11 protein-coding genes are annotated in these 11,966 nt (G+C 37.5%); 1 reads left to right on the top strand and 10 read right to left on the bottom strand.

Annotated features, from left to right (window positions below; all coding sequences use genetic code 11):
* Position 1 precedes the first annotated feature (1 nt).
* The 10 genes from ACHRV3_RS01475 to ACHRV3_RS01430 all read right to left on the bottom strand — a co-directional run bounded on the left by ACHRV3_RS01475 (position 2) and on the right by ACHRV3_RS01430 (position 10,764).
* A complete protein-coding gene (locus tag ACHRV3_RS01475; RefSeq protein ID WP_395434255.1) occupies positions 2 to 1,276 on the bottom strand; it encodes a beta-ketoacyl-[acyl-carrier-protein] synthase family protein in 1,275 nt (424 codons plus the stop codon).
* The gene (locus ACHRV3_RS01470; protein WP_047777514.1) at positions 1,273 to 1,722 is read right to left on the bottom strand and encodes a 3-hydroxyacyl-ACP dehydratase FabZ family protein; all 450 of its coding nucleotides are present in this window, start codon (positions 1,720 to 1,722) and stop codon (positions 1,273 to 1,275) included. The genes ACHRV3_RS01475 and ACHRV3_RS01470 overlap by 4 nt, the downstream gene beginning before the upstream one ends.
* 16 nt (positions 1,723 to 1,738) lie before the next feature.
* The gene (locus ACHRV3_RS01465; protein ID WP_395434254.1) at positions 1,739 to 2,791 is read right to left on the bottom strand and encodes a type III polyketide synthase; all 1,053 of its coding nucleotides are present in this window, start codon (positions 2,789 to 2,791) and stop codon (positions 1,739 to 1,741) included.
* On the bottom strand, positions 2,788 to 3,501 hold the full coding sequence (locus ACHRV3_RS01460; RefSeq protein ID WP_395434253.1) for a methyltransferase domain-containing protein: 714 nt from the start codon (positions 3,499 to 3,501) through the stop codon (positions 2,788 to 2,790). Before ACHRV3_RS01460 ends, ACHRV3_RS01465 begins: the two co-directional genes overlap by 4 nt.
* Positions 3,502 to 4,629 (bottom strand): NAD(P)/FAD-dependent oxidoreductase, encoded by a 1,128-nt coding sequence (locus tag ACHRV3_RS01455; RefSeq protein WP_395434252.1) that lies wholly within the window; start codon positions 4,627 to 4,629, stop codon positions 3,502 to 3,504.
* A 112-nt stretch (positions 4,630 to 4,741) separates the two neighbouring features.
* Positions 4,742 to 5,956, bottom strand: a complete 1,215-nt coding sequence (locus ACHRV3_RS01450) for a hypothetical protein (protein WP_395434251.1) — start codon at positions 5,954 to 5,956, stop codon at positions 4,742 to 4,744.
* Positions 5,957 to 5,993: 37 nt separating this feature from the next.
* Positions 5,994 to 6,905, bottom strand: a complete 912-nt coding sequence (locus tag ACHRV3_RS01445) for a DUF4625 domain-containing protein (protein ID WP_395434250.1) — start codon at positions 6,903 to 6,905, stop codon at positions 5,994 to 5,996.
* A 14-nt stretch (positions 6,906 to 6,919) separates the two neighbouring features.
* A complete protein-coding gene (locus tag ACHRV3_RS01440; protein ID WP_395434249.1) occupies positions 6,920 to 9,352 on the bottom strand; it encodes a TonB-dependent receptor in 2,433 nt (810 codons plus the stop codon).
* Positions 9,353 to 9,362: 10 nt separating this feature from the next.
* Positions 9,363 to 9,866: a DUF4625 domain-containing protein gene (locus ACHRV3_RS01435; protein WP_395434248.1), complete on the bottom strand. Its 504-nt coding sequence runs from the start codon at positions 9,864 to 9,866 to the stop codon at positions 9,363 to 9,365.
* Positions 9,867 to 10,413: 547 nt separating this feature from the next.
* Positions 10,414 to 10,764, bottom strand: coding sequence for a hypothetical protein (locus tag ACHRV3_RS01430; protein WP_395434247.1), 351 nt, complete (start codon positions 10,762 to 10,764; stop codon positions 10,414 to 10,416).
* 391 nt (positions 10,765 to 11,155) lie between these two features.
* Here ACHRV3_RS01430 and ACHRV3_RS01425 point away from each other — a divergent pair, with 391 nt between their 5' ends.
* Positions 11,156 to 11,932, top strand: a complete 777-nt coding sequence (locus ACHRV3_RS01425; protein WP_395434246.1) for a hypothetical protein — start codon at positions 11,156 to 11,158, stop codon at positions 11,930 to 11,932.
* Positions 11,933 to 11,966 lie beyond the last annotated feature (34 nt).

The raw sequence follows: 11,966 nt of genomic DNA, 5'->3' as shown, positions 1-11,966 counted from the left end.
GTTAGTTTTTAAATTTTTTAAATAATACACAGGTGTTGACATCGCCAAAGCCAAAGCTTGCCTTTGCAATTATGTCGATATCTTTATAAATAGTTTTTAAAGGTACTTTTGCGGGATCAATTAAAGCTGTAATTTCGGTATGCAGGTCATCACAATTAGTATTTCCAAATATAAACCCCTCATGGAGTTGTAGCACAGCAGCCACGCTTTCAACGCTCCCGGCCGCAGCAAGACAATGACCGGTGAGGCTTTTTAAAGAGTTTATGTAGGGGAAGTCACTCCCCTTTAAACCTAATGCTTTGGTCCAATTCTCTATTTCCAGACTGTCTTTTGTTGTAGCGGTTAGATGTCCGTTTATTGCGTCTATTTCATTGGACTTAATTCCTGCGTTTTTAAGTGCAGTACTGATACAGTGTTGTACTGCGGTGCTGTTTGGGGCTGTCATGCTACCGGTGCCGCGCTGTCCGCCCGAGTTTACATTGCCACCCAATAACTCTGCGTAAATAGGAGCTCCACGTTCCAGAGCACTATCTAAATCTTCTACGAGCAACGCGCCCGCTCCGCTACCGGGAACAAATCCTGCCGCTGTATTACTCATGGGGCGTGATCCTTGCTCGGGATTATCATTGTATTTAGAGCTGCAGACGCGCAACGCATCAAAACCACCCCAGATGTAGGGGCCGCTGTCGCTGGTACTGCCTACCAACATTCTTTTTGCGTGTCCTGCTTTTATTCGGTCATAGGCCATAAGCAGGGCTTCGGTGCCTGTTGCACACGCTGATGAGTTGGTGGTAACCTGATTTCCTAATCCAAGCTTGCCTCCGAGATAAGCACTAATTCCGCTATTCATCGTTTGAGCCACTACGGTACTTCCAAGTTTTCGGACTTGTAGCTCGTCTATTTTATAAATGCTTTCCCGAAATTTATCAATGCCCGAAGTGCCCGCTCCAAAAATGGTTCCACTGTCCCAATCGGGTTCTTCATTAGTTTCTATTGGTAATCCGCTATTTTTCCATGCTTCGATGCCTGCTATAACACCGTATAAGATACCAGTACTGCCAAAACCTCGTAGTTCAAGCTCTGTAAAGTACATGGCTTTTAGCTCTTCAGTTAGCGGTGGCGTGCCGGCAATTTGACAAGAAAACTGCAATTCCTGCAATTGTGGATCATGTTGTATGCCAGAAATCCCATTTTTTAAGGCATGGGTAAAGGCAGGTATTCCCACCCCGTTTGGAGCAGCTACTCCCAGACCGGTTATTACGATTCGTTTACTCATAATTTAGTAGTTATCATACCTGCTATTGTACCTTTGCAAACTTCTTGTCCGGCTTCATTTTTCATCGATACATCACATTTTAGTTTTCCAAATCTGAAAAATATTTTTTTCGAAATTACGGTCACTTTCTCGTTAGGATATACCGGTTTTATAAATTGTATATCTGCTGATGTAAAAGCAATTAACGTATCTTTAGTAAATTCTTTATTTAAGTCTTTGTCCAGTAGATAAATACCTAGACAGACCATACCAATCTGCGCCATTGTTTCGGTTAGAATCACACCGGGGGTCACCGGATTATTCTTAAAATGACCTTTATAAAAATCGAGATCTTCCTTAAAGGTATAAGTACCGCTAATCCCGTTTTCATCGGCAAAAATCAATTCATCGACAAATAAGAAAGGCGAGGAGTAAGGCAGTTGTGCTTTTATGTAGTCTAAGTCCATCATTTTTTTTAATTAATTACCATTGCAATAAAACCCTTTGTGCCGAAAATCCCGGACCAAAACTCAACATTAACCCTTTTTCACCGGGCTTTGGATTGTTATCCATAATATGTTCCAGAACATATAAAACAGTAGCACTGGACATATTTCCGTATTCTTTAAGAACCTCTTTAGTTGCTTCTACATTTTTCCCTAATCCTGCAAAAAGCGTTTCTACTGTTTGTATTATTTTTTTTCCTCCGGGGTGAAATATCATATGATCGATAGCTGTAATTCCTAAATTATTTTTTTGAAGAAAAGGATGAATAATGTCTTCAAAATGTTCGGAAATGGTATCTGGCACTTCAATATCCAATATCATTTGCAGTCCGCTGTTGGTGAGTTTAAACCCCATCATATGTTCGGCATCATAAAAATGATACATTTGTTCGTCGATTATTTCGGGACCTGGATCTGTTTCATAAGACGATAATAAGCAACAAGCCGCACCATCGCCAAAAATGGCAGCACTCACTATGTTTGGCATTGAAAAATCAGTATGCTGAAAGGTGGCCGTTGGCGATTCTACAGCAATTACTGCAGCGCGTTTCCCGGGGTTTGACTTAAGAAAGTTCTTGGCATATATAATGCCCGATACACCTGCAGCACACCCCATTTCGGTTACGGGCAGTCGGACAATATCCTGCCTTAGATTCATTTTATTAATAAGATATGCGTCCAATGAAGGAATCATTATTCCTGTGCAGCTTACGGTAATAATATAGTCCAATGACTGTGGTTCCCATCCGGCTTTAGCAAGCGCTTTTTCCAGTACTTGTTCGCCCAAAATAATAACTTCACGGCTGTAAATATCATTTTTCTCTTCAAAAGAGGTCGCGGTAAAAACTTCAAACGGATCCATTATAGAATAGCGTTTATCTACCGCAGCACCTTCAAATATTTTTTTTACTTTTTTTATAAAACGCTCTTCCTGCCCCTCGAGCCAATTGTCCAGAAACGGAAGGATATCGGCAGTGGTACGTGAATATTTCGGCAGTTGCTTTGCAACAGTACTTATTTTTACACTCATAGTTTAGCAATTATCCATTGGTAGCGAAAGGCCCATTTCCAGTTGATGTCAGAGTTTCTTAAATTTAATTTTTTTGAAAAGCTTTCCAGTTCTTTTTTCTTAAATCCCTTTAAAATAGAGGTCAAGCCATCTTCGCGTGATATGGTACTCAGGCGAAAGACACCTGAGACGATTTCAAACAGGCGATAGGCGAGTTTACTGCGGTGCAAATCATTGACAACGACACCTACTGTCGCATTTTCAGTAAAGGTTTTAATGATATGCAAGATTTCTTCGTTTGTAAAATGATGCAGTGTAAGGGTACATAAAACAATATCATATTTTAACTGCTTAAATTCTTCACTGAAAATATTGATGCAAGCGTATTCGATATTTGGATAAGATTGGGATAACTTTTTTGCATAGTTTATTGTACCTGTATTTGCATCGATCCCCGTTAGCTTAAAATTGAGCTTATTTTTTAAACCGTAATCAGCCAGTACGCGCAACATATCACCATTGCCACAGCCAATATCTGCTATTGTTATGGTTGTAGTGGGATCTGTTTTTTTTAATAACAACTTCACACTATTGAGAGTCAACTTATTACCTCCTAAAAAGTGATTGATGCGGGCAATTGTATCGAGTGCCTTGTCAATTTCTTCGCCTTCAAGCGAAAAATCATCCATAATTTCCGTTTCCTGTGTTCTGTATTTTATATCTAAACCCATTTAATCAATTGCTATAGTTTTACCATGTGTTTGTTTGATTACGTACTGAAGTAAAGCCGGAAATGCGGTCGTTACGGCAAACAACAGTGTGGTGATTCTTTTATTTTGCAATAGTTGTGCTAAGATTCTGCCTGCGGACATTCTCTTTTCAAAATGTTTTTTCCACTCTTTGGCATATGTTTTTTCCAGCATTTCGCGTGATGCCATTTTACCCGAATAATAGTCCAATACCAATTCTGATGCAATTTTTGCACTGTGTACGGCTATTGCCATACCGTTACCACAAAGCGGATGAATTAAACCTGCTGTGTCGCCTATCATAAGGATGTGGTTTTCTACAAGCTGTTTTTTATCAAATGATACCTGACTTATCGTGATTGGTTTTTCAAAAAGTAAGCTGGTATTTTCAAAAATTGATTTTAGATTCTTATTCTTATAGAGCACATTATGCTGGTAATCGCTTATGTTTTTATATTTCTTGAATGTTGCGTAATCTGCCAGATAACAAATGTTTATAATGTTGTTTTCGACTTTGGAAACGCCGCAATAGCCTCCTTCAAAATTATGCAAAGCCACGAAATTATCCGGAAAACTACCCGAATAATGCGCTTTAACAGCCAACCAAGGCGACTTTTTATTGATGAAACTCCTTGCTAAAACCTGATCGATATTGGAACGTTTACCAAAAGCGCCCAGTACTATTTTTGATGTTATGCTTTGATTTGTTCCTTTAACCGTAAAAAGATCATTGTTATAGGAAACTTCGTTAACCGTGTCTTTCAAAATAGTACAGCCATTGCTAACTGCTTTTTGATACAAAAAATAATCAAATGTGTACCTGCTGATACCAAATCCGCCTAGCGGTAGTTTGGCAGTTACTGCTTTTCCGCCACCGCTAGTGAATTCAAATTGAGTAATAGTAGCGTGGTCGAGTTCTAAAACATCAGCATCGAGCCATTTTAGATAAGGAAGGATTTCGTTCGAAATATACTCCCCACATACTTTATGATGCGGATAATCGGATTTCTCCATTAGAGTTACCTTCAATCCTTTTTTAGACAGATGCAGTGCACTTGTCAAACCAGCAAGACCGCCACCAATTATTATAACATCTTGATTAGTATTCATATACAGCAATTTAGTTATAAAATATGAAATGACAATCGTTTCTCACAAAATAAAAAAAAGCCCTCCCGATACCAATTCGAGAGGGCTTCTTTCAGAAACATTTCCTATATTATTAGTGACTTTTACTATTTTCAAAGCCAAGAATTGTAATGGCATAAGGTGTTGCCGAAACTTTTATTTTCTTTACTATGGCCATTGTAGCCAGATCTAATTGCCATAATTCTCCTGTAATAGGAGAGGTGATGTAAGCAAAACGCTCTGTTAACTGCATTTGAGGTTTTGAAGGAGCATCACTAGCCGTTTGACCGATTGGTTTTCCTTCTTTTTCAACTTGCAGGCTGGTTAGGTTGAATAGTTTAAACTCACCGGTATTCAACAGTACTCCTAATTTAGTAGCATTGTAGCTCACTTTACATTGTATAATATTTGTACTTTGTAAAACAGGTTTGATGGTCCCGTTTACCACATCGATAGCGTAAGCACCTTTTGCGGCCGTAAATCCAATAAATTTACCTTTGGCTTTTGTTTCTAAAATGGTTCCAAACCAGGCTGTTCCAAAATCTTCAGGAAGTGTGATTAGTTTTTGTTTTCCTGAACTTTCAACCACAAGTACACCGCTTGCAGAACCGAAAACGGCGTAAGTTCCGTCAGTAGCATTTCCGTGAATTCCTTTTGTTGCAACAGTAGCTTCAAAAAGAGTTTTACCGGTAGCATCTATAATTTTTACTTTTTCAGGTAATGTTCCGGTAACCGAATTGTCTTTTTGTGTAATGGCGTAAGTTCCGTTAGTAAAACTAGCCATAGCACCGTGATGGGCCAATAATCCTGCATTTATTAGCTTAAATTTAGCTCCTGCTGTATTGATCTCCGATTCTTTACCAACAGATAAAGTACCATCGCCATCATTGAACGTTAATAGCTCCCCAATTTTACTTTTAAAATGAGTAGGCGTAACAGATTGCCCGACTAATGCACCAAATTTCGGAATTCCATCTACATCTACGTGATCACCATGACTTTCGAAGCCGCTGTCAAAAGTTTCAACCGTATTGTTTGCTCTGTGAATTATTCCTGCATAGCGGCCGGATTCTGTTGTATAGAGGGCTGATTTTGCAAATTTTGCATCAAAAGAACTTGTCGTAGCCTCTAGCGGATTAACCAGTGTCAGTGCTGTAGTTTTTTCATCAGAAAGGAATATTCTTAGATATTTATGCTCTGTCAGCTTTTCTATTGGAGTTTCGGTAGTATTGTCATCATCGTTGCTACAAGAGAATGTAAGGGTTGATAACGCAAATAAAAAAATCAGTTTGTAATAATTGTTTTTCATTGTAATGGTATTTAGATTAATATTTAGAATTTATGGATTAGTATGCAATTGTAATAGGCATTGATTTGTAGACACTCATATTGTAAGTCGTGTTTTTGTAAAGCACCACCCAGTTGTACTGGCCGGACTGCCAGGCTTTGTCTGCCGTTGTAGGGTCGCCGTTGACATCTTTATCGGCACCAACTACAATACTTTCGCCACCCCAAACCTCATTTATCTTTTGCAGGGTTGAAATTTTTGAAGCTGCCGGAAGGCCTGTATGTGTGACTTTTGAAATCACAATAACTTTTTTCAGATCCAGATTATCGATACTTTCTGGATAGTAATTGAGGCTCTTTTTGATTAAAACAGAATATAAAATTCCATCACCCATAATCTGACTTACCTGAGCATGTGCGGTCAATTTATCGTTCTTTTTGAAGATTAATTCAGCTTCGACCCAGGTTCCCATATAATAGATTAAATCTTCATTTCGGGATAACATGTCGCGACCAATTAAGGGATCGGCGGGCATATTTGCGGGATCTGTTAGCGTAACCTCTTCTTTGATTTCTAACTTAGTTCCGTTTTCATCCAGTACAATAAAGAAGAAATCGTATTTACCTTCCGGAGCTTCGGCAGGGATGGTAAAGTGTTTGTGTACGTTGGTGTTTTTTGCTCCTTTGTAGACGCTCCAGGACAATTCTAACTTCCAGTCCTTGGCATAGGTTTCTCCTTTCTTGGGAAGTATTTTTAATTGCACATCGCTAATTTTATCTCCCGCAATCACATCTGCATTGAAATGGAAATCACGACCGATTAAGGCTCGTTTGTTATTGGCCGTTCCAATTTCAACATTTTTGACTGTTGGTTCTGAAACTGTAACGGTGTCCTTGTTGTCATCGTTGTCACAAGCGGTAAAGGCTGCGGTGACAAGGAATAAGAGTGAGAGGATTTTCTGTTTTTTCATAGGTAAATAGCGTATTAATTTGGTTTATGTATTAAAAATGGAATTTTGACCGAAAGGATAATATTTCGACTGGCTTCAGGAAGTTCAATTAACCTGTAAAAACTGGTGTGATTGAGGTATTTTGCATTCAACAAATTTTGAACTTGCAGACTAATCAGTAGATCCTGCTGGCCTGTTTTTACTTTTGTCCCCACACCGAGGTTAAAGACGTTGCTGCTTGGCGTTTTACTCTCAGGCGGAACAATTTGATTTTGCTCGGCAGTGTATCGGTAATCAAGTGAGAAATAAGTGTTTTTCAACCCTTTAATTTCCGGACTATAGGTGATATTAAACAAAACCGATGGAGGAGGAGAGAAAGGCAATGTATACCCTTTTTTGCTCCCTGATAATTGTTCCGAATAGAGATACTCTGCCAGAATCTCACCGCTTATATTTTTGGAGAATTGATAGCGTGTTTGCAATTCGACCCCGTAGCGCATGACTTTACTCTGCTCGTATTCGAAAACCTGATTGCCGGCTCCGTAATAAATATCGTGCTGTGAAGTAGGATTGAGGTAAATATAATTGGTGAAATAATTAAAAAACGGACTTAGCTGTACTGACCATTTATTTTGCTGCCATTCCATTCCAAGATCTACTTGATAAGAACGTTCTGGCGATAAATTCGGGTCTCCTTTTTCAAACCTGAAATAATGGTAATTCACACCATTTGAAGCCAGTTCTTTTGCAATAGGCATTCTAAAACTCGTTCCAAGATTTGCTTTAAACGAAAATGGGCCAGGGGTGTAGTTGATTCCTGCCGACCAATTGAGACTGTTGAATGTTCGGGTCAGTTCCTCGGAGCGCTTTAAATAAGCCGAAGTGGTTTGTCCATTTTCGGTAATTTCGCTTTTAAACCAGTCAAAATAGGGCTTCATATCGATTTTGCCGTAATCCATTCGAACAGCTCCATGCAGCAGCCATAAATCGTTGATTTTAAATTTGTCATAAACAAATATTCCTGCATTCCATTGTTGAAATGCCGGTATTAAAAAGCTCCAACCCGCGATGGCATTTTGCTGTTGCTCGCCATTTATTCCAACAGTAAATTGATGTTGACCTAACGAAAATTCGTCTTTAACCGCAACAGAGAAAACTTCTTTATCGTATTCTCTTTCCAAATCTTGAGATCCGGGTCTGTTCTCAGGATATATCGGTGGCATATAGCCATGATTGACATATTGACTCCATTCCCGACGGAAATTCTTCTGAAAACCCAATTGTGTTTCCAATTGATGCGTTCCGATCAAAAAGGAAGTGGTATTGCTAATTTTAGTATGCGTAACTTCCTGATACGGCATCAGTATGTCTCTGCTTGATTTGTCATGAAGTTCGGTATCTACATTTCGTGGTTCGAGTCCGTGGGCATTGGCAAAAAAACCGCTTTTGGTATGAATAGAACTTAGATAGAAAACCGATTTAAATGTATCGGTCAGGTATCCAACACTTCCATGCAAATCCAATTCTCGTCCCGCTGTATTACGCAGCTGATTTTTATTTAAGGGAACAGCATAATTGTAAACATGCACCGTATCTGCAGGAACGCGGTAATCTCCGTAATCCATAAAAGTGATTCTGGAATCGAAAAACCATTTTTCTTTTCTTCCAAATAAATTGAAAGAACCTCCATACTGACCATTATTACTCTTGCCTGTAACGTCCAGACTTCCGCCCAAAACATGTTGGGAAGGAAAAGGAACCGGTTTGATATTAATAGCACCACCAATGGCATCTGATCCATACATGATAGAAGAGGGGCCTTTTATAATTTCGACACGATTTACGGCATATTGGTCAATTTCTAAACCATGATCGGCTCCCCATTGTTGTCCCTCGTGTTTAATACCGTTCTCAACGACTATAACCTGATTAAAACTTAAGCCGCGAATTAAAGGTTTCGAACTTCCCGAGCCAATAGAAATGGCTTTTACCCCCGGGAGTCTTTGCAGGGACTGCATCAGACTTCCACCAAGATTGCGTTGAATAAAACCGCTGCTTACGATTTCAACGTTTAAAGATTCTTCTTTTTTTCGTTGCCCCTCATAAGTATTGGTAACTTTGACTTCTTTTAATTCTTTTACTTCCGAAATTAAGGTAATATCAGGAATAGTGTTTGAATTTTTATTTAAAGAAAGTTCCATTTCGTAGCGCACATAATCAGCATAAGTGATGGTTATTTTTTTTGATTTTTTATGAATTTGTGTAAAAAAATAATACCCCTGTTTGTCTGTCATGGCAGTAATACCTGAAGGAAGTATGGTTACGATAGCACCCTCCAACGGTTTATGACCATTGGAGAATACGCTACCCGATATACGAACAGATTGCCCTGTAACTGTTGAAACTATAGCAAAACAAAACAGCCACAGGCAAAAAGTTCGTAATCGATTTGATTTATTTTGGTTCATCAAAATCAACTTATATAATTTTAATACTTAGTCCTTTAATGGTTTGCCATCCCTCTTTATCAGTCAAACGAATCATAAAGTGATAATCACCCGGATCGACATCGGCCGGGATAAAGATTTGTTTTGTTGCTTCGTGGCTTTTTTGTCCTTCAGGAATAGGAGTGATGTTGATGTATAACATTGGATTCACCGGTTTTTTGATCGGATCAACTACACAGGTATTGACTTCTGTACTATGCGAATGATGATCAAAATTGTGGTGAATGTCCAGACTATAAGAGCCGAGATTAGCATTGTCCGAAAATTTTGCTTTGAAAGTAAATAGCTCCCCACGTTTTACTTCACTGCATTGTTTCGGAAATGCAGTGGAAGCCGAAATATCAACTACCGGATATTCCGTGTCAATTTCGTTTTTGTCACTGCTACAAGACGTTAAAGCGGAAGCACCGATTAAAAGGGCGACTAAGATTCTGTTTTTTTTCATTTTGTCTGATTTGATTTTAAGTTTATTCATAGGTTTTTATTTGGTATACGAATTGGAAAAGGGGTTCCCGAAAATCATTAAAATAGCACAGCCATTTCCTAAAGAACTATGACAGTCTTTTGCAAATTGGCATAGCATAATCAAGAAAGATTATACTATAAAAAGCATGTTTTTTTGAGAGTAGCAGTAAATCATTGGCAGGGAATAATCCCGAAAATCAATCCGTTGTAATTGATTTAAGTTGTTCTGGCCGGACTTCGAAAAGGAGATATACAGAATTTCTGAATTAGGTTTTGACGCTAATTGTTTTTAAATACAAATGAAACACTCAATAACCCAAAAAAGAGGGGATGTAGTTTCTTGACAGCAGTACTTATTTAGTATTCAATAAATTAGAAATACGTTGGTTTAACTCAAGTCCATAAGACAATGAATTCTGGCCAGTATCTAAGAAATGGTAAAAGAAAAAGTTCTCTTAAAATGACTTAAACTTCAATAAATAATAATGGTAGTGCTACTGATTGTATTTAAAACAGAAAATTGCAGTGATCCTTTCGAAATAGAAATGATTACTTTTTTAAATTGTCGGAGGTGCACGAAGCGCAAATAAAGCCCCTTTAAAGTAATTGGAGTACGTTTTGAAATAAAAGTAAACATAAGGCGTATTGTTTATACTTTTATAGAATTCAAAATGGACATAGGAAAAATTAGCAACCGGACTAAACTTGAAATGGCATATTTGACATTCTTCGCTGGTGTAGTTGTGTGCCTTAAAATCACTTTTGTTGGTAGTGTATTGTTGAACCTTTTTTTCTGCACTGAGATTGTGACTGTGAATATGTTCGTAAGAATGGACAACCGGAAATAGTATTGCAAACAATACTATCAATGGCATTAGAAGATTAATAAATTTTAATTTCTTTTTCATTCTGTGAATCCGGTTTTACTACTACAAGATTACTGCAAATATAAAATACTTATTTATAAATGCAACATTGTTTCATTAAAGTTTTTGTAAGATGTCATAGTTTGGCGCCGTAAACTCCTTTAAAATACTAGTTATTAATGTAATATAGGACTTTAAAATTGTTATTTGTAGGACTAGTAATACTTACTGATTATCTTTAAGTCTGTTGCTTTTTTGAAAGCCTTTTAATTGCAGCTGGTCAGGGATTTGTTAGGACAGAAAGCGTGTCAAATTTTATTTTTTTTTGATTTTTTTGTATCTTAGCGTAGTGTATTATACTGTTAAATAGAGAGTTGAATTCTATTGATGTAATATGCTTTGTAAAATTCTTACAATTAATAACTGTCGCGCTATGTCATTGGATAAAACTAAATTGAGTCTTTACAGTTTTTTAAAACGACACAAAAATTTAGTAAACAATGCCGCGCTAAATATTAAACCCAATTATTTTGATAAAGATTTGTACTCAGGTCACAGTTACCGTGGATATGATGATGCCGACAGAGACTTTATTTGCACTAAAATAAAGGACCTGGATCTTATTTTTAACGGTAACAATCACAGAATTCAATTTGATGGTATTGATTTTAATACTGAAAAAAAAGCCGTCATTGAACTAATGGCAGTGAAGAAATGTATTGAAAAAGTTCTAATTGAATTGAATGCAATAGAACTAAAAAACAGGGATCGTGATTACTCCGAGTACCCGCTGAAAATTTGTTATACTACATTTAAGGAAATCGATGATGATTTGCAGGTAATTCTCTCGTCTGAAGAAATGTCAAGCTTTCTCCATGATATTGATCTTAGGACGCTGGAATATGAGAATCAAAAATTAGAGTTTGGTATTTTGTGGCAGACGAAATTGTTTAGATATTCGTTGCATTTTCTGGCATTTGTGCCATTTTTAACGAGCTGTCTTTATGTGGTGTTTAATGCAGATGATACCGATTTCCCTTTTAATGAAAGACTCGTAATAATTGTTTCAGGCTGTCTGATGACAATTTTGCTGCATGTTTTTTTAAACACCAAAAACTCATTCAAAGAATCTTTTAAATTTATTGCGCCAAAATCAAGAAAAAATCTTCGGGAAAAGAATTGGTTGTTATTTCTGGATGAGGAGCATTAATTTGTGTAGCTTTTAAGTAGAAAAGGAATCATAG

It is taken from the genome of Flavobacterium sp. FlaQc-49 (genome assembly GCF_044005985.1).
Classification (GTDB): Bacteria; Bacteroidota; Bacteroidia; order Flavobacteriales; family Flavobacteriaceae; genus Flavobacterium; species Flavobacterium cupriresistens.
This window is presented reverse-complemented; position numbering and strand designations above follow the sequence as displayed.

What these genes read in the sequence shown, in the direction of transcription:
- ACHRV3_RS01435 (WP_395434248.1), bottom strand. Translation starts at nt 9,866, where the DNA reads ATGAATAAACTTAAAATCAAATCAGACAAAATGAAAAAAAACAGAATC.
- ACHRV3_RS01475 (WP_395434255.1), bottom strand. Translation starts at nt 1,276, where the DNA reads ATGAGTAAACGAATCGTAATAACCGGTCTGGGAGTAGCTGCTCCAAAC.
- ACHRV3_RS01445 (WP_395434250.1), bottom strand. Translation starts at nt 6,905, where the DNA reads ATGAAAAAACAGAAAATCCTCTCACTCTTATTCCTTGTCACCGCAGCC.
- ACHRV3_RS01460 (WP_395434253.1), bottom strand. Translation starts at nt 3,501, where the DNA reads ATGGGTTTAGATATAAAATACAGAACACAGGAAACGGAAATTATGGAT.
- ACHRV3_RS01465 (WP_395434254.1), bottom strand. Translation starts at nt 2,791, where the DNA reads ATGAGTGTAAAAATAAGTACTGTTGCAAAGCAACTGCCGAAATATTCA.
- ACHRV3_RS01450 (WP_395434251.1), bottom strand. Translation starts at nt 5,956, where the DNA reads ATGAAAAACAATTATTACAAACTGATTTTTTTATTTGCGTTATCAACC.
- ACHRV3_RS01430 (WP_395434247.1), bottom strand. Translation starts at nt 10,764, where the DNA reads ATGAAAAAGAAATTAAAATTTATTAATCTTCTAATGCCATTGATAGTA.
- ACHRV3_RS01440 (WP_395434249.1), bottom strand. Translation starts at nt 9,352, where the DNA reads ATGAACCAAAATAAATCAAATCGATTACGAACTTTTTGCCTGTGGCTG.
- ACHRV3_RS01455 (WP_395434252.1), bottom strand. Translation starts at nt 4,629, where the DNA reads ATGAATACTAATCAAGATGTTATAATAATTGGTGGCGGTCTTGCTGGT.
- ACHRV3_RS01470 (WP_047777514.1), bottom strand. Translation starts at nt 1,722, where the DNA reads ATGGACTTAGACTACATAAAAGCACAACTGCCTTACTCCTCGCCTTTC.
- ACHRV3_RS01425 (WP_395434246.1), top strand. Translation starts at nt 11,156, where the DNA reads ATGTCATTGGATAAAACTAAATTGAGTCTTTACAGTTTTTTAAAACGA.